Below are 20,263 nucleotides of genomic sequence, written 5' to 3'. Positions count from 1 at the left end.
CTTACGGTGGCACGAATGTCCGCTTACGCCGCAGGTAAAACCCGCGCCCAGGTGCGCGCCGAACTCGCCGCCGCCAAAGAGGCCGGCCAGGTGTCGTTCGGCGACCTCGACTACCCGCCGACTGCGCCGGTGGCCACGTACAAGACCCGCGCGCAGGTGAATGCCGAACTCGACCAGGCCCGCGCCGCGGGGCAACTCAGTTCGGGCGAGCTGGACTATCCGCCCGAGCAGCGCCCCGCCACCCACAAGACCCGCGCCCAGGTGCGTGCCGAACTGGCTGCCGCCAAAGCCGCGGGCGAAGTCAGCTTCGGCGACCTGGACTACCCGCCCGAAGATCATTGAACCTGTCAGGTTCCCGCAGCTGCCTTCCGTAGGGCCGGCCTGGGGCGCATCTGCTGTGGTTGAAATGCAACGTCCGTCCTTGATGGACGTCAAGCCATTCTGCGCGCTCACGGTGCGCACTGATTGCCCAATATTTGCGCTCTCCCTGGGGGCGCAGCTCGCCACGGCGCCCAATCAAAGCCTTTACCTCTTTTTTTGAAAAACAACTCGCCAAATTCGTGGTTAATCCCTATTGCCCTAGGAAAGATACTTTCACCCGTACATGCGTCGTCCAGTCCCGCCGATGGCATAGGCAGGCCGCGCATGCCCTTTCCTGTCACATCGCTTTAGGAAATCATGATGAAAAAAACGCTACTGGCCGTTGCGCTGGCCGCCGGCTTCGCAGGCGTGGCCCAAGCCGAGACCTCGGTTACGCTGTACGGCCTGATTGACGCAGGTATCGGCTACAACCAAGTCAAGGGCGCTAATGGCGACAAAGCCAGCCGTATCGGCGCCGTGGACGGCGTGAACAGCGGCTCGCGTTTCGGTCTGCGCGGCGCTGAAGACCTGGGCGATGGCCTGAAGGCTGTCTTCACCCTGGAAGGCGGTTTCTCGCCCAACAGCGGTAACTCCTCGCAAGGCGGCCGCCTGTTTGGTCGTCAAGCCACCGTTGGCCTGCAAAGCGACAGCTGGGGCCAACTGGACTTCGGTCGTCAAACCAACCTGGCCTCCAAGTACTTCTCCGGCATCGACCCCTCGGGCATCAGCTACGACCAAGCCACCATGGGCACGTCGTTCAGCTCGGCCAACACCGTTCGCCTGGACAACATGGTGTTGTACCAAACCCCGTCGTTCTCGGGCTTCAAGTTCGGCGTCGGTTACTCCTTCAATGCTGACGACAACGCCGACACCGGTGGTGGTTTCCGCACCAACAACAACAACCGTGTTCTGACGGTTGGTGGTCGCTACCAAAATGGCCCGCTGGATGTGGCCCTGTCGTACGACAACTTCCGTCCGGACAGCAGCCGTACCAAAGGTCAATACGACACCGACAACGTTCAGTCGTACATCATCGGTGCTGCCTACGACTTCGAAGTGGTCAAGGTCTCGGCCGCTTTCGGTCAAACGTTTGACGGCTGGTTCGTCGGCACGAGCATCGATGGCTTGAGCGACGTCGACGGCACGGGTCTGGGCAGCTGGAAATTGGCTGACGGCTCGCGCGTCAACTCGTACCTGCTGGGCATCAGCGCTCCGATCGGCGGTGCCAGCAACATCTGGGCTTCCTGGCAGCGTGCTGACATCAACAACAGCCGTCTGGCAGGCGACGACGCCACGAGCAACACGTTCAGCCTGGGTTACACCTACGACCTGAGCAAGCGTACCAACCTGTACGCGATGGGCTCGTACGGCGACAACTGGGCATTCCAAGAAGACCAGCGCAGCACCGCTGTGGCGGTCGGCTTGCGCCACCGGTTCTAAGCGCGTCGCACGCCCGGCGCGGGTTGCCGAATGCACGGGTTGTCTCCGCTACCCGTCGAGTGACAACTGACCCCGCGAAGGTTTGCGCCGAGCGTGTACGTGGCTGGAAAGGAAGGGCCCCAAAAGGGCCCTTCCGCTTTTCTACAAGAACAATTGGTAGGCCGGGTTGTCGGTTTCGTTCCAGTGCGGATAACCCAGTTCGGCCACGAAGGCCTTGAACTGTTTCTTGTCCGACGGCGGCACCTGGATACCGATCAGGATGCGGCCGTAGTCGGCCCCCTGGTTGCGGTAGTGGAACAGGCTGATGTTCCAGTCGGGATTCATGGCGTTCAGGAAGCGCATCAGCGCGCCCGGACGCTCGGGGAACTCGAAGCGATACAGCAGTTCGTGGCTGGCCAGCGCCGAACGGCCGCCCACCATATGGCGCAAGTGGGTCTTGGCCATTTCGTCGTGGGTGAGATCCAGCGTATCGAAGCCATGGCGGCGGAAGTTGGCAGAGATCTTGTCGGATTCGGCTGGCGAATTGACCTGCACCCCGACGAACACATGGGCGCGCTCTGCATCCGAAATACGGTAATTGAATTCGGTGACGCTGCGGTGCCCGACCAGTTCGCAGAACCGGCGGAAACTGCCACGTTGCTCGGGCATGGTGACGGCGAACACGGCTTCGCGCATTTCGCCGACCTCGGCGCGTTCGGCCACGAAGCGCAGGCGGTCGAAGTTCATGTTGGCGCCACAGGCGATGGCGACCAGGGTCTTGCCCTTGAGCTTGTGCTGGGCCGCATACTGCTTGGCGGCCGCCACGGCCAGGGCGCCGGCGGGCTCGAGCACGCTGCGGGTGTCCTGGAAGACGTCTTTGATGGCGGCACAGATGGCATCGGTGTCGACCACCACGAAATCATCCACGTACTGGCGCGTCAGGCGGAAGGTCTCGACGCCCACCATTTTCACCGCGGTGCCGTCCGAAAACAGGCCCACGTCATTGAGCTGCACGCGGCGCCCGGCGCGCACGCTGCGCAACATGGCGTCGGAGTCTTCGGTTTGCACGCCGATGATCTTGATTTCGGGGCGCAACTGCTTCACGAATGCCGCCACGCCCGACACCAGTCCGCCGCCGCCGACGGCCACGAAGATGGCGTCGATGGGGCCGGGATGCTGGCGCAGGATCTCCATGCCCACCGTGCCCTGGCCGGCGATCACGTCGGGATCGTCGAAGGGATGGACAAAGGTGAGCTTCTCTTTCTTTTCCAGCGTCTGGGCGTGCGCATAGGCATCCGAGAAGCTCTCGCCGGCCAGCACCACCTCACCGCCCAGCCGGCGCACCGCGTCGATCTTGACCTGCGGGCTGGTGGTGGGCATGACGATGACGGCCCGGCAGCCCAGCCGGGCGGCGGCCAGCGCCACGCCCTGGGCGTGGTTGCCCGCCGAGGCGGCAATGACGCCGCGGTTGAGGGCGGCCGGCGCCAGGTTGGCCATCTTGTTGTAGGCGCCGCGCAGCTTGAAGCTGAACACTGCCTGGGTATCTTCACGCTTGAGCAGCACCGTGTTCGAAATTCGCTGGGACAGCAGGGGGGCGGATTCGAGCGGGGATTCGACAGCGACGTCGTAGACCTTCGAGGTCAGGATGCGTTTCAGATAGTCGGCAGACATGGTGGCGCAAAACAGCCGGGGAAGTGGAAAAAAACAGCGTGGGGCAGATTACCATATGGACCTCTGTCGCCATTCCCGGGTATCGAGGTGATGCCTGCTGCCGCACGAATGGAATGGCGCTTCCGGTTGTCCATCCATTCCGGCCACCTTCCGCTGGCCGCGACCGGCTACACTGCCGCCCATCATGGAACAAAGCCTGCTCAACGCCGTCCATTGGCTGCTGGCACTGGTGGCCCTGCCCGAAGTCGGGCTACCGGCCATTTTCATGGTCAGCGTGATCTCGGCGACCCTGCTGCCGCTGGGGTCCGAGCCGGCCGTGTTCGGCTTCGTGAAACTGGCGCCCGACATGTTCTGGCCGGCCGTGCTGGTGGCCACCGTGGGCAATACGCTGGGCGGCATCATCAGCTACGCAATGGGCCTGGGGGCGCACCGGGCGCTGGAACGCTGGCGCGAAAAACACCCGCATCCGATCGAAGGCGAGGCCGCCCATGCCGCGGCGCATCCCGGCGGGGCGGGCGACCGCATGCGGGGCCGCTGGCACATGCGCGCCCACGACTGGCTGCACCGCATGGGGCCGCCGGCGCTGCTGCTGTCCTGGCTGCCCGCGGTGGGCGACCCCCTTTGCGCCGTGGCCGGCTGGCTGCGCCTGGCCTTCTGGCCCTGCGTGCTGTACATGGCCATCGGCAAATTCGCCCGTTACACCATCATGACCGGCGGGCTGCTGTGGGTCTTTCCCCAGCCCGTCTGAGGCCGTGTTGATGGCGTGTCAGGGGGCCAGCTTGCGCAATGTCATAAAATGATTCTTTAAGGGCCCATCTTATCCCTCGGTTGTCCATGAACGCCCCCCTCGCCAGCCAAATCCTGTCCGCGGCGATTCCGCCTGCAGCTACCTCGCGTTTGCGCGAGATCCCGTACAACTACACGTCGTTCTCCGACCGGGAGATCGTCGGCCGCCTGCTGGGCGACGATGCCTGGCAGTGGTTGAGCGATTTGCGCGGCGAACGCCGCACCGGCCGGTCGGCCCGCATGCTGTACGAGGTGCTGGGCGACATCTGGGTGGTGCGCCGCAACCCCTACCTGCAAGACGACCTGCTCGACAACCCCAAGCGACGCAAGCTGCTGGTGGGGGCGCTGCACCATCGCCTGGGCGAAATCGACAAGCGCCGCGACCCGGATTCGCCCACGCCCGAAGGCCACGACCCGCAGCGCGACGCCAAGGTCGTGGAACTGCTGGCGCGGGCGCGTTCCGCCGTGGCGGCTTTCGAAGGCGAGTTCGCCCAGACCGAACATCTGCGCAAGCAGGCCCAGAAAGTGCTGGGCCGCATCACCGCGCGCGACAACATCAAGTTCGACGGCCTGTCGCGCGTGTCGCACGTGACCGACGCTACCGATTGGCGGGTGGAATACCCATTCGTGGTGCTGACACCCGACAACGAAGCCGAAATCGCCAGCCTGGTGCGTGCCTGTATCGAACTGGGCCTGACCATCGTGCCGCGCGGCGGCGGTACCGGCTACACCGGCGGCGCCATCCCGCTGACCTGGAAGTCGGCCGTTATCAACACCGAGAAATTCGATGCCCTGGGGGCGGTCGAGTCCTGTATCTTGCCCGGCCTGACCGAGCCTGCGGCGGTCATCCATGCCGGCGCAGGCGTGGTCACCAAGCGGGTGGCCGAGGCTGCCGAGCAGGCCGGCTTCGTGTTCGCCGTGGACCCGACCTCGGCCGAGGCCTCGTGCGTGGGCGGCAACATCGCCATGAACGCCGGCGGCAAGAAGGCCGTGCTGTGGGGCACGGCGCTGGACAACCTGGCCTGGTGGCGCATGGTCGATCCCGACGGCAACTGGCTGGAAGTCACCCGCCTGGACCACAACCTGGGCAAGATCCACGACGTCGAGCTCGCCCGCTTCGAATTGAAATGGTTCGACGGCACCGCCCAGCCGGGCGAGAAACTGCTGCGTACCGAGCAGCTCGAGATCGCGGGCCGCGTTTTCCGCAAAGAAGGCCTGGGCAAGGACGTTACCGACAAGTTCCTGGCCGGGCTGCCTGGCGTGCAGAAAGAGGGCTGCGATGGCCTGATTACATCGGCCCGCTGGGTGCTGCATCGCATGCCGCGCCATACGCGCACGGTCTGCATGGAATTCTTCGGACAGGCGCGCGACGCCATTCCGTCGATCGTCGAGATCAAGGACTACCTGGATGGCGACGGCCGCGCGCGCGGCGCCATTTTGGCCGGCCTGGAACACCTGGACGAGCGCTATCTGCGCGCGGTGGGCTATGCCACCAAGAGCAAGCGCGGCACTCTGCCCAAGATGGTGCTGATCGGCGATATCGTCGGCGACGACGAAGACGCCGTGGCAACGGCCGCCAGCGAAGTGGTACGGCTGGCCAACACGCGGCACGGCGAGGGCTTCGTGGCCGTCAGCGCCGAGGCACGCAAGAAATTCTGGCTCGACCGGTCGCGCACCGCGGCCATCGCCCGGCATACCAACGCCTTCAAGATCAACGAAGACGTGGTGATCCCGCTGTCGCGCATGGGCGAATACACCGATCACATCGAGCGCATCAACATCGAACTGTCCACCCGCAACAAGCTCAAGCTGCTGGATGCGCTGGACGCGTTCCTGGCGGTGCCGCTGCCGGTGGGCAAGGCCGAAGACGCCGAAGACGAAGTGACTCGCGCCGAAGCGCTGGCCGAGCGCACGCGCCAGGCCATCGACGTGCTGGCAGCCGTGCGCAAGCGCTGGCAGTGGCTGCTGGACAGCCTGGACCTGCCCGTGCGGCAGGCGCTGCCCGACCTGCCCGGCCTGGGCATGACGCCGCTGCAGGGCGCGCTGTCGGACCGCGTCGCCGCGCAACCGCAGGCCACCCTGTTCGACGTGTTGCAGGACCGCACCGTGCGCGTGTCCTGGAAGACCGAGGTGCTGGCACCCATGCAGGGCATTTTCTCGGGCGGCACGGGCAAGCACGTGCTGGACGAACTCAAGGCCATTCATGCGCGCGTACTGAAAAGCCGTGTGTTCGTGGCGCTGCACATGCACGCTGGCGACGGCAACGTGCACACCAATATCCCGGTCAATTCCGACGACTACGAAATGCTGACCGAGGCGCACCAGGCGGTGGCCCGCATCATGCAGATAGCGCGCGACCTGGATGGGGTGATCTCGGGCGAGCACGGTATCGGCCTGACCAAGTACGAATTCCTGACCGACGCCGAATTGGCGCCGTTCCAGGAATACAAGCGCCGTGTCGATCCGGGCGGGCATTTCAACGCCGGCAAACTGATGCCCGGCGCCGATTTGCGCCATGCCTGGACGCCCAGCTTCAACCTGATGGGCCACGAATCGCTGATCATGCAGCAAAGCGATATCGGCGCCATTTCCGAATCCATCAAAGACTGCCTGCGCTGCGGCAAGTGCAAGCCGGTGTGCGCCACGCATGTGCCGCGCGCCAACCTGCTGTATTCGCCGCGCAACAAGATCCTGGCCACCTCGCTGCTGGTCGAGGCGTTCCTGTATGAAGAGCAGACCCGCCGCGGCGTCAGCCTGAAGCACTGGGAAGAATTCGAAGACGTGGCCGACCACTGCACGGTGTGCCACAAGTGCTACAACCCGTGCCCGGTGGATATCGATTTCGGCGACGTATCGATGAACATGCGCGCGCTGCTGCGCCGCATGGGGCGCAAGTCGTTCAATCCGGGTACTTCGGCGGCCATGTTCTTCCTGAACGCCAAGGACCCTGCCACCATCAATGCCACGCGCAAGGCCATGGTGGGCGTGGGCTACAAGGCCCAGCGCCTGGCCAACGACGTGCTGTCCAGGTTCACGCGCAAGCAGACCGCGCACCCGCCGGCCACGGTGGGCAAGCCGCCGCTGCGCGAGCAGGTGGTGCACTTCGTCAACAAGAAGATGCCCGGCGGCCTGCCCAAGCAAAGCGCCCGCAAGCTGCTGGATATCGAAGACGCCAACTATGTGCCCATCATCCGCGACCCGAAGGCCACCACGGCCGATACGGAAGCGGTGTTCTATTTTCCGGGCTGCGGATCGGAAAGATTGTTCTCGCAAGTGGGCCTGGCTACCCAGGCCATGCTGTGGCATGCGGGCGTGCAGACGGTATTGCCCCCGGGCTATCTGTGCTGCGGCTACCCGCAGCGCGGCAATGGCATGAACGACAAAGCCGAACAGATCATTACCGACAACCGTGTGCTGTTCCATCGGATGGCCAACACGCTGAACTACCTGGACATCAAGACGGTGGTGGTGAGCTGCGGCACCTGCTACGACCAGTTGGCCGGCTACGAGTTCGACAAGATTTTCCCCGGTTGCCGCCTGATCGACATCCACGAATACCTGCTGGAAAAAGGTATCAAGCTGGAAGGGGCGAAGGGCGTGCGCTACATGTACCACGACCCCTGCCATACGCCCATGAAGCTGCAGGATCCGATGAAGACCGTGCGTTCGCTGGTGGGCGACGGCGCCATCAAGACCGACCGCTGCTGCGGCGAGTCGGGCACGCTGGCCGTCAGCCGCCCCGACGTATCCACCCAGGTGCGTTTCCGCAAGCAGGAAGAACTGCAGAAAAACCAGGCCGCGCTGCGCCAGGACGGCTATGCCGGCGACGTTAAAGTACTGACCTCGTGTCCGTCCTGCCTGCAAGGCCTGTCCCGCTACGAGGGCGATACCGCCATGGAAGCCGACTACATCGTGGTCGAAATGGCACGCCACATCCTGGGCGAGCAATGGATGCAGGAGTATGTGGGGCGGGCTAATTCCGGTGGGATCGAGCGGGTGCTGGTGTAGTTTTTTGTTGGCGCCGTCGCGGGGTGGCGGCACCGAGGCGCCCAGCCCGGCCTTCCCGGCCCCGTGCCGGCGCCTAGAGAATCAACACCCCGCAACACCCCTACGGTACTGCGCGGACTTCGATCCCGGCCTTCCGTAGGGCATCGGTAAGGGCTTTCGCGAATACCGGAGCGTTGGGCTGGTCGCCGTGGATGCACAAGGTATCGGCCTGCACGGGGATGTCGCGTCCGTTGACCGAACGCACCATGCCTTCTTGCACCATCCGCAGTACCTGGGCCACCGAGGCATCGGCGTCTTCGATCATGGCGCCCGGATGGCTGCGCGGGGTCAGCGAGCCGTCGTCCTGGTAAGAGCGGTCGGCGAACACTTCGTGGGCGGCGCGCAGGCCCAGTTCCTGGGCTGCCTGGACCAGGTGGCTGCCCGCCAGGCCGTACAGCACCAGGCCGGCATCCACGTCGCGCACCGCGCGGCAGATGGCCTGGGCCAGGGCGGAATCTTTGGCCGCCATGTTGTAGAGCGCGCCATGCGCCTTCACATGATGCAGGCGCGTGCCCTGCGTGGCCGCCACCGCCGCCAGCGCGCCCACCTGGTACACCACCATGTCATAGGCTTCCTGCGGGGTGACCTGCATGACGCGGCGGCCGAAGCCGACCAGGTCGGGCAGGCTGGGGTGCGCGCCCACCGCCACCTGCCGCGCCACGGCGGCCGCCACGGTCTTGCGCATGGTGGAGGGGTCGCCGCCATGAAAACCACAGGCAACGTTGGCCGAGCTGACGAACTGCAGTACGGCTTCGTCATTGCCCATATGCCAGGCGCCGTAGCTTTCGCCCATGTCGCAGTTCAGGTCGATGGCAGAGCTCATGGAATGTCCTCAAGCGTGAAGCAGGGCGCGCAGCGGGGCCAGCGCGTCCTGCAATTGGGCGAACGCGTCTTCGCGTTCGCCATCCAGCCGTTGCGCCTCGTCCAGCTCGATACCGGCGAACCGCAAAGCGTATCCGGGCCCGCGCTGCGCCAGGCTGGGCAGGTCGGCCGTGATGACCTGGGCGATCTTGGGGTAGCCGCCGGTGGTCTGGCGGTCGGCCATCAGTACGATGGCCTCGCCGCCCGAAGGCACTTGCACGGTGCCATAGCTGGCCGCCTCGGACAGGATCTGGCGCGGTGCGGTCATGGCCAGCGTCGGGCCATCCAGCCGGTAGCCCATGCGGTCGGACTGCGTGCTGATGCGGAATTCGGCATGCAGCAAGTGGTGGCGCGACTCGGCGTCGAATTCGTCCCAGTGTACGCCCGGCAATACGCGCAGCGCGTGGCGCAGGCTGGGGGCCAGCGTGGCCGGCAGGTAGATGCGTATTTGCCAGAGCGCATCGGCCAGACGGGCCAGCGCGGCCGGCTTGCCGGGCAGTGCCCCTGGCAGGCCGATGGTGTCGCCCTTGGCCAGGGCGCGGCCGGCATGGCCGCCGAAGCGGCCGCGCAGATAGGTGCTGGTGCTGCCCATGACCGGCGTGAGCGCGTATCCGCCACGCACGGCCAGGTAGGCACGCATGCCGCGGCCGGGGGTGGCCGAGCCGAATGCCAGCACGTCGCCGGTGCGCGCCACCAGCGGGCGGTGGCAGGGAACTGCGGCGCCGTTCAGGGTGGCGTGCAGGTCGGCGCCGCCGATGGCGAAGCAGGCGGGCGATTCGAAGCGCAAGGTGGGGCCGACCAGGGTGATTTCCAGCGTCGCGGGGTCGGCCTGGTTGCCGGCCAGCAGATTGGCCAGGCGATGGGCGCGGGCGTCCATGGCGCCGCACACGGGTACGCCCAGGTGCTGGCAGCCAGTCCGGCCGGCATCCTGGAAGCTGGACAGCAGCCCGGGCTTGAGTACCGTGAGGCTCATTGCGCGGCCTCGCGCAGGCGCCTGTATTCGGCGCTGTCGATGGGCACGAAGCGCACGCTGTCGCCGGGCTGCAGCAGCGTAGGGGCATCGCGGGCAGGGTCGAACAGCACTGCCGGCGTGGCGCCGATGATGTTCCAGCCGCCGGGCGACTGGCTGGGGTACAGCACGCTCTGGCGGTTGGCCACGGCCACCGAGCCGGCCGGTACGGCCGTGCGGGGCGAGGCCCGGCGCGGAATGTCCAGGCCTAGGTCATGCACGCCCACGTAGGGCGCGCCTGGCGCGAACCCCAGCATGAACACCAGGCTGTCGGCACCGGTATGCAGGTCGACGACTGCCTCGGGCGATATTCCCGCGTGGCGCGCCACGTCGTCCAGGTCGGGCCCGTATTCGCCGCCATAGCAGACCGGGATCTCGATGCGGCGGCCAGCCTGCGCGTCAGCCTTCACCCCTGCGGCAAGCAACTGTTCGACTTGCGCGGCCAGTTGCGGATAGCGCGGCCCCTGGCTGCCCACGGGCCGGTAATGTACGGCCACCGCGACGAACGAGGGCACCACATCGAGGACGCCGGGCAGTTGCGCTTGGCGCAGCAGGCGCGCCGCGGCCAGGCACAGGCGGCCGGTGCCGATATCGATGCCGTCGCCGAAGTACACCAGCAGGCAGCGGTCGCCTTGCGGCTGGATGCGCCAGGCGGGCACGGCGGAAGCGGACGGGATATCGTTCAACGGCGCGGCCGCCTCCAGGCGGATCTATTTGGCAAACAGCGAATCCAGGTTCTTGAACGACTTGAATTCCAGCGCATTGCCCGACGGGTCCAGGAAAAACATGGTGGCCTGTTCGCCCACTTCGCCCTTGAAGCGGATGTATGGCTCGATGATGAACTTGGTGCCTGCGTCGGTCAGCCTCTTGGCCAGGGTTTCCCAGTCGGCCAGGGGCAGCACGGCGCCGAAATGGCGTACCGGCACATCGTGCGCGTCGACCGAGCTGGTGGACCGGTGGCCGCATTCGTCGGGCGACAGGTGGGCTACGATCTGGTGGCCGTAGAAGTTGAAGTCCACCCATTCGGCCGAACTGCGGCCCTCGGGACAGCCCAGCAGTTCACCGTAGAACGCGCGGGCTTCGGCCAGGTCGCGGACGGGGAAGGCCAGATGGAAGGGGGGCAAGGTGGTTGTTGCGGTCATGCAAGGCTCCGGATGCGGCAAGAGTAAAACAAAATGAAGAGGCCCGGGCTGTCCTGGCGGCTGTAGGCAGCCAGGCGCCACGGGAATGGCATACCTATCAGTTTAGTGATTGTTTTTTTGATCGAAAAACGATATTTTTTTGATCTGAGCATCGAAAAAAATCATTGTGATCCGCGAATTCAAGACCTTCATTGCCGTCGCGCGCGATGGCACCTTTACCGGGGCCGGCCGCCAGCTGGGGCTGACGCAGTCGGCCGTCAGCGCGCAGATGCGCCGCCTGGAAGACTACCTGGGCGTGACCCTGTTCGAGCGCACGGCCAAGTCGGCGGTGCTGAACGCGGCCGGCCGCGAGATGGTGCCGCAGGCCGAGGAACTGGTGGCCATGGCCGAACGCATGGCCAGTTCGGCGGGCGCCGGACATGTCAGCGGGCTGCTGCGCGTAGGGGCCATTGCCTCGGTGCAGCAAAGCGTGCTGGTGGACGCCCTGGCGCAGTTCCGCGACACCTTTCCCGATGTGCGGGTACGCGTGGTGCCCGGAGTGTCCCTGTCCCTGCTGGGCCAGGTGGATGCGGGCGAGATCGATATGGCGGTGTTGATCCGGCCGCCGTTCGCGTTGCCGCCCGAACTGGCCTGGCGGCCGCTGTTGCGCGAGCCGGTGGTGCTGGCTGCGCCGGCTGCCCTGCCCGCGCAGCCCTGGCGCGAATTGCTGGCTGGCCATCCGTTCATCCGCTATGACCGTTCGTCTTTTGGCGGGCGCCTGGTCGATATGTTCTTGAAGAAGCATCGCATCGCCGTGCGCGAAGCGGTGGAATTGGACGAAATGGAAGCCATCGCCAACCTGGTCAGGCGCGGCCTGGGCGTGGCGTTGTTGCCGCATACGCGGCAGTTCGATACCGACGGGCTGCGCTTGTACGGCCTGGGCGACGCGGGCTTTGACCGCGAGATCGGCCTGGTGGCCCGCCTGCCGCATGATCCTGGCTCGCTGGCGGGGCATCTGGCCGACTGCCTGATACAGGCCGCCGAAATACCGCGGGACGACGGCGCCTGACGCCGTCGTCCCGCGGCGCCAGGTCCTTGCCTAGACCAGGTCGCAGCGCACCGTGATCGGGTGGCTGCGCAGTGCCGCCATCACCGTATCGCTGACCTGGCCGTCCACATCGGTGACCACGTAGCCGATCTGGCCACGCGTTTGCAGGCTTTGGCTGACGATGTTCAGCCCCTGTTCGGCCAGCAGGTTGTCCAGGGCGCCCAGGGCGCCCGGCGCATTGCGGTGCACATGCAGGATGCGTGCTTCGCCGGCGGGCTCCAGGTAGGGAAGTTCCGGGAAGTTGACTGCGCTCTTGGTGGTGCCGGCCTGCAGGAAGCGCACCAGTTTCTGGGCGACTTCGCGGCCGATGTTTTCCTGCGATTCCTGTGTGCTGCCGCCGATGTGCGGCGTCAGCAGCACATTGGGCAGGCCGATCAGCGGGCTGGCCAGCGGCTCGTCGACGCTTTTGGGTTCGGTGGGAAACACGTCCAGCGCGGCGCCGGCCAGGTGGCCGGATGTCAGGGCCGCATGCAGCGCTTCGATGTCGACCACCGTGCCGCGCGAGGCATTGATCAGGATGGCGCCGCGTTTCATGCGGGCCAGGGTATCGGCGTTGACGATGTTCTCGGTGCTCTTGCCGCCGGGCACATGCAGCGTGACCACGTCGGCCTGTTCCAGCAGTTCGTTCAGCGAGCCGGCCGCGCGGGCATTGCCCAGCGGCAGCTTGGCTTCCACGTCGAAAAACACCACGCTCATGCCGATGCCTTCGGCCAGCGTGCTGATCTGCGAGCCGATATTGCCGTAGCCCACGATGCCCAGCGTCTTGCCGCGCGTCTCGAACGCGCCGGTAGCGGACTTGTCCCAATGGCCCAGGTGGACGCGGGCGTTTTTCTCGGGGATGCGACGCAGCAGCAGGATGGCTTCGCCCAGCACCAGCTCGGCCACCGAGCGTGTGTTGGAGAAGGGCGCGTTGAACACCGGGATGCCGCGCTGCATGGCATTGTTCAGGTCGACCTGGTTGGTGCCGATGCAGAAGCAGCCCACCACGCGCAGGTCGGGCGAGGCCGCCAGCGCTTCAGTGTCCAGGTGGGTGCGCGACCGGATGCCGGCCACCTGCGCCCCGCGCAAGGCTGCGCGCAGCTCGGCCGGCGGCAGGGCGGCTGCGTGTGTGACGATATCGGTGTAGCCAGCGGTGGCGAACACATCGCGCGCGCTGGGATGGATGTTCTCGAACAGGACGATTTGGGCCATGGCTGCAGCAGTGGGGAAGTGACTGGGAATCTTTCCCTATTGTGGCGCAGTTTGCCGCCCGGGCGGCCAGAGGCCATTTGGCCGGTGTGGCGATCAGGCGGCCACGATCCGTTCGGCAGGGAAGTGCAGGGCGAAGGTGCTGCCCTTGCCGGCTTCGCTGGTAATCAGCAATTCGGCGTCGTGGCGGATGGCGATGTGCTTGGTGATGGCCAGTCCCAGGCCCGTGCCGCCGGCCGCCCGCGACCGGCCCCGGTCGACCCGGTAGAAGCGTTCGGTCAGCCGCGGGATATGCAGGGCCGCGATGCCGATGCCGGTGTCCTGCACGCTGAAGCGCGCCCCGCCGTTGGCCTCGCCATGCCAGCGCACGGTGATCTTGCCGCCGTCGGGCGTGTAGCGCACCGCGTTGGTCAGCAGGTTAGACATGGCCGAGGCCAGTTCGGTCTCGGCACCCAGCACGTCCAGCGATTCATCGATGTGCCAGGCGATGTCGTGGCGGCCTGCCGACAGGGCCTCGATCTGCTGGCGCGTAGTTTGCAGCAAGCCGGGCAGGTTGACCGCGCGCGGGTCCGATCCGGGCGACGACTCCAGCGTGGACAGTGTCAGCAGGTCTTCGACGATGGCCTGCATGCGCTGGGCCTGCTCGTGCATCATGCCCATGTACTGGTCGCGCTGCTCGTCTTCGAGCGCCTCGGCCGGCATGTCGCGCAGCGTTTCCAGGAAGCCGGCCAGCACGGTCAGCGGCGTACGCAGTTCGTGCGAGACATTGGCCACGAAATCGCGCCGTGTGGTTTCCAGCTTTTCGATCTGCGTTACGTCGCGCGAGATCAGCAGCCGGCGATTGCTGGCATAGGCCGCCAGATGCATCATCATGACGCGCTCCTGGCCGCCATGCGCCAGGCGCACCAGAATCGGCTCGGGCCAGTCGTCGCGGTGCGCATAGGCCACGAATTCGGGCGCGCGCAGCAGGTTCAGCAGGTTGTGGCCCCGGTCGGCGGGCAGGCTCAGGCTCAGGTGGTGCCGCGCCATGCGGTTGCACCACTCGATCTGGAAGTCTGCGTTGAGCGTCACCACGCCATCGGGCAGGGCCTGGGCGGCCGCCAGCATGCCCTGCATGGTGCCGCGGGTTTCGGCCAGTTCGCGCGCCCGGGCCCGCGTGTAGCGGTACAGCGGAGCCAGGATGTCATCCCATGGGCCCACCGAGGCCGGCGGCGGTGTCTCGGGGTGGTGCGCCCAGTACGACACCGCGCGCAGGCGCCAGCTGCGCCAGAACAGCATGCCTAGCAATGCCGCGCAGAACACCACCCAGCCGACCGGGTCGCCGGCCAGCCATTGCAGGAACAGCGACACGATCGCCCACAGGGCGACCAGGAACAAAGTGCGCAGCCAGATCATCGTGGCGATGTTTTACCGTGCCGGGACCTGTGCGGTAAACCGATATCCGCTGCCGCGCACGGTTTCCACGTGCGCGTCGTGGCCCGAGGGCTCCAGCGCCTTGCGCAGGCGCCGGATATGCACGTCGACCGTGCGTTCTTCCACGAAGACGTGGTCGCCCCACACCTGGTCCAGCAGTTGCGACCGCGAAAACACCCGTTCGGGGTGGGTCATGAAGAAATGCAGCAGGCGGAATTCGGTGGGGCCGATCGACAGGGATTGCTCGTTGCCTGACAGGCGGTGCGTGACCGGATCGAGCTTCAGCCCGCTGACATCGATGATGTCGTCGGTGAGCTGGGGCGCGCGCCGCCGCAGCACGGCCTTGATTCGCGCCATCAGTTCCTTGGGCGAGAAGGGCTTGGTGATGTAGTCGTCGGCCCCGGCTTCCAGGCCGTCGACCTTGTCTTGCTCGGCGCCCTTGGCGGTCAGCATGATGACCGGCACGGCGCGGGTGCGCTCGTCGTCGCGCAGTTTGCGCGCCAGGGTCAGGCCCGAAGTGCCGGGCAGCATCCAGTCGAGCAGGATCAGGTCGGGTAGTTCGGCGCGGATCAGGGTCTGTGCTTGTTCAGCATCGAAGGCGCGCAAGACTTTATGGCCGGCGAACGACAGGTTCACGGCGATCAGTTCCTGGATGGCAGGTTCGTCTTCGACAACAAGAATGGTGCTGGACATAGGGATCGAGGCGGGCGATGAGCGCATAGCAGCGCGAACATTGCGATAGTATGGCCGGAATATTTCAGGTATGTGACCGTGGGGGGGGATTGGCGGTGTTGTGGGGTGGTTCTTGCGACGTCGGTGGGCTGGGTGGGAAGCTGCCGTGGCTTCACGGTGCCGTCCGGGCACGCTGTTTGCCGCGCGGTATGCCTTTGCAGGGGCGGCCGCAAGAACGCGTTCTGCGCCGACCTGCCCGCCATCGATCGGCTACCATTGCCCCATACACCGGGATTCCACCATGCAACAACACCCTGCCTCTTCCTCCGACTCGGACAGCACCACCCATTTCGGCTTTCAATCCGTTCCTGAAGACGAGAAAGCCCGCAAGGTGGCCGAGGTTTTCCATTCGGTGGCCTCGCGCTACGACGTGATGAACGACCTGATGTCGGGCGGGCTGCACCGTGCCTGGAAGGCCTTCACCATCGGGCGCGCCGCGATCCGCCCCGGCATGAAAGCGCTGGACATCGCCGGGGGCACGGGCGACCTGGCGCGGGCGTTTGCGCGCCGTGCCGGGCCCACGGGCGAAGTGTGGCTGACCGATATCAACGATTCCATGCTGCGCGTCGGGCGCGACCGGCTTACCGATGCCGGGCTGCTGCTGCCCACCGCCGTGTGCGATGCCGAGCGCCTGCCGTTCCCGGCCGGCTATTTCGACCGGGTCAGCGTGGCCTTCGGCCTGCGTAACATGACGCATAAAGACCGGGCGCTGGCCGAGATGACGCGCGTGCTCAAGCCGGGCGGCAAGCTGCTGGTGCTGGAATTCTCGCGGGTGGCCAAGCCGCTGGCGCCGGTGTACGACTGGTATTCGTTCAACATCCTGCCGTGGCTGGGCAAGAAGGTGGCGGGCGACGAAGCCAGCTACCGCTACCTGGCGGAATCCATCCGCATGCATCCCGACCAGGACACCCTGGCCGACATGATGCGTACTGCCGGCCTCGAGCGCGTGCAGTACTTCAACCTGACAGCCGGCGTGGTTGCCCTGCACGAGGGCGTGCGCCTGGGCTGAGCCTCGGCGCGGGGAACTTGTCGCTGGCCGGCTTGTCCGTTATTCTTCAGGTATTCAGTTTTTTGTAAGAAAACCCTGATTAGAAAAAATTGCCGGCCGCGCTGCGGTCTGGCGGCGCCCGCAACCGGGCGCCTTGCGCTCAAGGAGTCACGCAATATGTCACGTTCCGGATTCTCCCGGCTGCTCGCCGCTGCGTTGATCGCCGTCGCCGGTACCGCCATGCTGGCAGTGTCGTTCGATGCCGAAGCCCGTCGCATGGGCGGTGGCAGCAGCATGGGCCGTCAGTCCAGCAACATTACCCAGCAGCGCCAGGCCGTCACGCCGCCTGCTGCCGCCACCACCACCAACCGCGCCGCCGCCCCCGCAGCGGGTGCTGCCGCCGGCACCGCTGCGGCCGGCACCGCCGCCAAGAGCGGCATGTCGCGCTGGCTGGGCCCCATCGCCGGTATTGCCGCCGGCCTGGGCATAGCCGCGCTGCTGTCGAGCCTGGGCCTGTCGGGCGCTTTTGCCGAAGCCCTGTCCAGCATGCTGCTGATCGCCCTGGTCGTGTTCGCGGTGATCTTCATCGTGCGCCGCCTGCGCGGCGCGGGTCCGCGTCATGCCACCCAGGGCGCCTACGGCTCCGGTGCGGCGCGCGAAGGCAACCCGCAGGGCCAGCAGCAACCCCTGTGGCGCCAGTCGGCGGCCCCGGCGGCTGCCCCGGCCGCGGCGCCAGCTGCGTCAGTGGCGCCTGCTGCCGCTGCCCTGCCTGCCGAAGGCAGCAACGATAATTGGTATATCCCAGGTGACTTCGACAGCACCGAGTTCCTGAAAAGGGCCAAAGAGCAGTTCGTGCAAATCCAGGCCATCTGGGACAAGGGCGATACCGACCGCCTGCGCGACTTCCTGACCGACGACCTGATCGCTGAGCTGAAGCAGCAGTTGGCCGAGCGCGGCGCCACCGCCAACCAGACCGAAGTGGTGCTGCTCAACGCCGAATTGCTGGGCATCGAGACCGTGTCCGACGGCCATCTGGCCAGCGTGCGCTTCTCGGGCATGCTGCGCGAGGCTCCCGGCACCGAGGCGTTCCGTTTCGAAGAGGTCTGGAACCTGTACAAGCCGCAGCAAGGCGGCTGGCTGCTGGCCGGCATCCAGCAAATTCCGGTCGAATACGCCAGCTGATCGGCCCCGGGCGCCTACCGCGGCGCCCGGCCTGGCAAGGACCTGCCGCCCGGCATTCAGCGGTGCGACGCCGCGCATGCGGGGCGGGCATGCGCCCGACCCGGTAAACTCCGGGTTTGTCCGTTTATTCGGCCGGGCCTGCAGCAGGCAGGCCCCCTAGCATAGATGCTGCCCTTTTCCGTATTGCCCACCCCCCCGCGTCTGGCGGTTCGCGCGCTTAATACCTTGCTGGCGCGCGAAGCCTGGGCACGTGAACGCCTGGCGCGCCATGCCGGCAAGACAGTGCGTTTTGCGCTGGGTGGATTCGCGGCCGGGCTGGCCATCAACAGCGAAGGGTATGCCGACCTGGCCGATGCCGCCGTGGTGCCCGACGTGACCCTGACCGTCGATCCGGCCAAATTCAATCCGCTGCGCCTGCTGCCCGGGCAAGACAAGCCCGACGTGGCCGAGGCCACGCACATTGCCGGCGATGCCGCGCTTGCGCGCGTAGTGGCCGACCTGGCCGCCAACTTGCGCTGGGATCCCGAAGACGACCTGGCCCGCGTGGTGGGCGATATTCCGGCGGCGCGCCTGGCGGCCGGCGCGCGCGCGGCCAACCAGGGCGTACGCGCCGCGGCGACCAGCCTGGGACGCAACGTGTCGGAATACCTGGCCGAAGAGCGTGGTGTGCTGGCCGGGGCGCCGCTGTTGGCCCAGTGGCACCAAGACCTGGCCGAACTGGGCCGGCACGGCGATGCCGTGGCGCGCAAGGCGGCCGAGCTGGATGCACGCCTGGCCCGCCTGGCGCGACAGCGGGGCGCCTGACTCCATGCCCAGCTTCCTGCGCGTACTACGCATCCTGTATGTGGCGTTCCGGTTCGGCCTGGACGACCTGGTGCTGTCCAGCCTGAATCATCCGCTGGCCAACGGTCTGCGCTGGCTGATCCGGCTGGGCATGCGGCCGCGCGCGCCGCGCGGGTTGCGGCTGCGGCGCGCGCTGGAATCGCTGGGCCCGATCTTCGTCAAGTTCGGCCAGGTGCTGTCCACCCGGCGCGACCTCATCCCGGCCGACATCGCCGACGAACTGGCGCTGCTGCAAGACCGCGTGCCGCCGTTTCCGTCGGTCCAGGCGGCCGCTTGCATCGAGGCCGCGCTGGGTGCCGCGCCGGCGCAGTTATTCGCCCAATTCGACGTGGACCCGGTTGCCTCGGCCTCGATCGCCCAGGTGCATTTCGCCGTGCTGCACGACGGCCGCGAAGTCGCGGTGAAAGTGCTGCGGCCCGGCATGCGCCGCGCCATCGAGCGCGACCTGTCGCTGTTGCGCATCGTGGCGCGCATTGTCGAGCGCACCGGGCCCGATGGCCGTCGCCTGAAGCCACGCGAAGTGGTGGCCGAGTTCGACAATTATCTGCACGATGAACTCGACCTGGTGCGCGAAGCCTCGAATTGCAGCCAGTTGCGGCGCAATTTCGATGCGGCCTCCGGACGCGGCGACCTGCTGATCGTGCCCGAGGTCATCTGGGAATACACGACTTCCACTGTGTTCACCATGCAACGCATGTACGGTATCCCGGTGGGCCAGATCGACCGCCTGCGCGCCGCGGGCATCGACATTGCCACGCTGGCACGCAGCGGGGTCGACATCTTCTTCACCCAGGTGTTTTCCGACGGCTTTTTCCACGCCGACATGCACCCGGGCAACATCTATGTGTCCGACCGGCCCGAGACCCTGGGGCGTTATATCGCGCTCGATTTCGGCATCGTCGGCTCGCTGTCCGAGTTCGACAAGAATTACCTGGCGCAGAATTTCCTGGCGTTCTTCCACCGCGACTACCGGCGGGTGGCGCAGTTGCATATCGAATCGGGCTGGGTACCGCCCGACACGCGCGAAGAGGCACTGGAAGGCGCGGTACGCGCGGTGTGCGAACCCTATTTCGACCGGCCGCTGGCCGAGATCTCGCTGGGGCAGGTACTGTTGCGCTTGTTCCAGACCTCGCGCCGCTTCAACGTCGAGATCCAGCCGCAACTGGTGTTGCTGCAGAAAACGCTGCTCAACGTCGAGGGGCTGGGGCGCCAGCTGGATCCCAACCTCGACCTCTGGAAAACCGCCAAGCCGTACCTGGAAAACTGGATGCGCCAGCGCATGGGCCTGGATGGCCTGCGCAAATCGCTGTCCAAGGAAGCCGCGCAGTGGTCGCAGATACTGCCGACCCTGCCGCGGCTGATGCACGAGCAGCTCAGCCGGCCCGATGTGGCACCGAAATTGCTGCTTGAAATGACCCGCCTGCGGCAGTCGCAGGAACAGGGCAATCGCCTGCTGGCCGCCTTGGCGGCCGTGCTGGCGCTGGCAGTGGGGGTAGCCCTGTGGGCACTTACCCGCTGACCTGTCGGGCCGAAAT

Annotated in this window: 17 protein-coding genes; 9 read left to right on the top strand and 8 right to left on the bottom strand. The window is 66.2% G+C overall.

Annotated features, from left to right (window positions below; translation table 11 throughout):
* Positions 1-15: 15 nt before the first annotated feature.
* Entirely contained in the window at positions 16-342 is a 327-nt protein-coding gene (locus KW845_RS16045; RefSeq protein WP_255592700.1) for a DUF4148 domain-containing protein, read from the top strand.
* A gap of 339 nt (positions 343-681) precedes the next feature.
* A complete protein-coding gene (locus KW845_RS16040) occupies positions 682-1,800 on the top strand; it encodes a porin (RefSeq protein WP_218371396.1) in 1,119 nt (372 codons plus the stop codon).
* Between the two features lie 141 nt (positions 1,801-1,941).
* On the opposite strand, the gene ilvA is transcribed toward KW845_RS16040, so the two are convergent.
* Positions 1,942-3,450 (bottom strand): threonine ammonia-lyase, biosynthetic, encoded by a 1,509-nt coding sequence (ilvA, locus tag KW845_RS16035; protein WP_218370306.1) that lies wholly within the window; start codon positions 3,448-3,450, stop codon positions 1,942-1,944.
* A 184-nt stretch (positions 3,451-3,634) separates the two neighbouring features.
* Here ilvA and KW845_RS16030 point away from each other — a divergent pair, with 184 nt between their 5' ends.
* Entirely contained in the window at positions 3,635-4,198 is a 564-nt protein-coding gene (locus KW845_RS16030; protein WP_218370305.1) for a YqaA family protein, read from the top strand.
* 86 nt (positions 4,199-4,284) lie between these two features.
* Positions 4,285-8,244 carry an FAD/FMN-binding oxidoreductase gene (locus KW845_RS16025; RefSeq protein WP_218370304.1) on the top strand — a complete coding sequence of 1,320 codons (3,960 nt, stop codon included), beginning with the start codon at positions 4,285-4,287 and terminating at the stop codon, positions 8,242-8,244.
* Positions 8,245-8,344: 100 nt separating this feature from the next.
* On the opposite strand, the gene KW845_RS16020 is transcribed toward KW845_RS16025, so the two are convergent.
* Genes KW845_RS16020 through KW845_RS16005 form a run of 4 tightly spaced genes read right to left on the bottom strand, consistent with a single transcriptional unit; the run spans position 8,345 to position 11,295 of the window.
* A complete protein-coding gene (locus tag KW845_RS16020) occupies positions 8,345-9,106 on the bottom strand; it encodes a LamB/YcsF family protein (RefSeq protein WP_218370303.1) in 762 nt (253 codons plus the stop codon).
* A gap of 9 nt (positions 9,107-9,115) precedes the next feature.
* Positions 9,116-10,117: a biotin-dependent carboxyltransferase family protein gene (locus KW845_RS16015; RefSeq protein WP_218370302.1), complete on the bottom strand. Its 1,002-nt coding sequence runs from the start codon at positions 10,115-10,117 to the stop codon at positions 9,116-9,118.
* Positions 10,114-10,839, bottom strand: coding sequence for a 5-oxoprolinase subunit PxpB (pxpB, locus tag KW845_RS16010; protein ID WP_218370301.1), 726 nt, complete (start codon positions 10,837-10,839; stop codon positions 10,114-10,116). Before pxpB ends, KW845_RS16015 begins: the two co-directional genes overlap by 4 nt.
* A 24-nt stretch (positions 10,840-10,863) precedes the next feature.
* Complete coding sequence (locus KW845_RS16005; protein ID WP_218370300.1) at positions 10,864-11,295, bottom strand: VOC family protein; 432 nt, start codon at positions 11,293-11,295, stop codon at positions 10,864-10,866.
* 166 nt (positions 11,296-11,461) lie between these two features.
* Here KW845_RS16005 and KW845_RS16000 point away from each other — a divergent pair, with 166 nt between their 5' ends.
* Positions 11,462-12,343, top strand: coding sequence for a LysR family transcriptional regulator (locus KW845_RS16000; RefSeq protein ID WP_218370299.1), 882 nt, complete (start codon positions 11,462-11,464; stop codon positions 12,341-12,343).
* Between the two features lie 30 nt (positions 12,344-12,373).
* On the opposite strand, the gene serA is transcribed toward KW845_RS16000, so the two are convergent.
* The 3 genes from serA to phoB form a co-directional block, all read right to left on the bottom strand.
* Positions 12,374-13,573 (bottom strand): phosphoglycerate dehydrogenase, encoded by a 1,200-nt coding sequence (gene serA, locus KW845_RS15995; RefSeq protein WP_218370298.1) that lies wholly within the window; start codon positions 13,571-13,573, stop codon positions 12,374-12,376.
* 93 nt (positions 13,574-13,666) lie between these two features.
* The gene (gene phoR, locus KW845_RS15990; protein WP_218370297.1) at positions 13,667-14,965 is read right to left on the bottom strand and encodes a phosphate regulon sensor histidine kinase PhoR; all 1,299 of its coding nucleotides are present in this window, start codon (positions 14,963-14,965) and stop codon (positions 13,667-13,669) included.
* 12 nt (positions 14,966-14,977) lie between these two features.
* On the bottom strand, positions 14,978-15,676 hold the full coding sequence (gene phoB / locus KW845_RS15985) for a phosphate regulon transcriptional regulator PhoB (RefSeq protein WP_207410455.1): 699 nt from the start codon (positions 15,674-15,676) through the stop codon (positions 14,978-14,980).
* Between the two features lie 280 nt (positions 15,677-15,956).
* Here phoB and ubiE point away from each other — a divergent pair, with 280 nt between their 5' ends.
* From ubiE to ubiB, 4 genes are all read left to right on the top strand, one after another.
* Positions 15,957-16,724 carry a bifunctional demethylmenaquinone methyltransferase/2-methoxy-6-polyprenyl-1,4-benzoquinol methylase UbiE gene (ubiE, locus tag KW845_RS15980; RefSeq protein ID WP_218370296.1) on the top strand — a complete coding sequence of 256 codons (768 nt, stop codon included), beginning with the start codon at positions 15,957-15,959 and terminating at the stop codon, positions 16,722-16,724.
* Positions 16,725-16,880: 156 nt separating this feature from the next.
* Positions 16,881-17,885: a Tim44 domain-containing protein gene (locus KW845_RS15975; protein ID WP_218370295.1), complete on the top strand. Its 1,005-nt coding sequence runs from the start codon at positions 16,881-16,883 to the stop codon at positions 17,883-17,885.
* Positions 17,886-18,050: 165 nt separating this feature from the next.
* Entirely contained in the window at positions 18,051-18,689 is a 639-nt protein-coding gene (locus KW845_RS15970; RefSeq protein ID WP_218370294.1) for an SCP2 domain-containing protein, read from the top strand.
* A 4-nt stretch (positions 18,690-18,693) separates the two neighbouring features.
* Positions 18,694-20,247, top strand: coding sequence for a ubiquinone biosynthesis regulatory protein kinase UbiB (gene ubiB, locus KW845_RS15965; protein ID WP_218371395.1), 1,554 nt, complete (start codon positions 18,694-18,696; stop codon positions 20,245-20,247).
* The last annotated feature ends 16 nt before the right edge of the window (positions 20,248-20,263 follow it).

The organism is Bordetella sp. BOR01, assembly GCF_019218885.1.
GTDB lineage: Bacteria > Pseudomonadota > Gammaproteobacteria > Burkholderiales > Burkholderiaceae_B > Bordetella_A.
Note: the sequence above shows the minus strand (reverse complement) of the source record. Positions and strands in the feature narration are given on the sequence as shown.

Bases quoted from the DNA above. Each gene is read 5' to 3' on its own strand.
- KW845_RS16045 (WP_255592700.1), top strand. From the start codon at position 16: ATGTCCGCTTACGCCGCAGGTAAAACCCGCGCCCAGGTGCGCGCCGAA.
- KW845_RS16040 (WP_218371396.1), top strand. From the start codon at position 682: ATGAAAAAAACGCTACTGGCCGTTGCGCTGGCCGCCGGCTTCGCAGGC.
- ilvA (WP_218370306.1), bottom strand. From the start codon at position 3,450: ATGTCTGCCGACTATCTGAAACGCATCCTGACCTCGAAGGTCTACGAC.
- KW845_RS16030 (WP_218370305.1), top strand. From the start codon at position 3,635: ATGGAACAAAGCCTGCTCAACGCCGTCCATTGGCTGCTGGCACTGGTG.
- KW845_RS16025 (WP_218370304.1), top strand. From the start codon at position 4,285: ATGAACGCCCCCCTCGCCAGCCAAATCCTGTCCGCGGCGATTCCGCCT.
- KW845_RS16020 (WP_218370303.1), bottom strand. From the start codon at position 9,106: ATGAGCTCTGCCATCGACCTGAACTGCGACATGGGCGAAAGCTACGGC.
- KW845_RS16015 (WP_218370302.1), bottom strand. From the start codon at position 10,117: ATGAGCCTCACGGTACTCAAGCCCGGGCTGCTGTCCAGCTTCCAGGAT.
- KW845_RS16005 (WP_218370300.1), bottom strand. From the start codon at position 11,295: ATGACCGCAACAACCACCTTGCCCCCCTTCCATCTGGCCTTCCCCGTC.
- serA (WP_218370298.1), bottom strand. From the start codon at position 13,573: ATGGCCCAAATCGTCCTGTTCGAGAACATCCATCCCAGCGCGCGCGAT.
- phoR (WP_218370297.1), bottom strand. From the start codon at position 14,965: ATGATCTGGCTGCGCACTTTGTTCCTGGTCGCCCTGTGGGCGATCGTG.
- phoB (WP_207410455.1), bottom strand. From the start codon at position 15,676: ATGTCCAGCACCATTCTTGTTGTCGAAGACGAACCTGCCATCCAGGAA.
- ubiE (WP_218370296.1), top strand. From the start codon at position 15,957: ATGCAACAACACCCTGCCTCTTCCTCCGACTCGGACAGCACCACCCAT.
- KW845_RS15975 (WP_218370295.1), top strand. From the start codon at position 16,881: ATGTCACGTTCCGGATTCTCCCGGCTGCTCGCCGCTGCGTTGATCGCC.
- KW845_RS15970 (WP_218370294.1), top strand. From the start codon at position 18,051: ATGCTGCCCTTTTCCGTATTGCCCACCCCCCCGCGTCTGGCGGTTCGC.
- ubiB (WP_218371395.1), top strand. From the start codon at position 18,694: ATGCCCAGCTTCCTGCGCGTACTACGCATCCTGTATGTGGCGTTCCGG.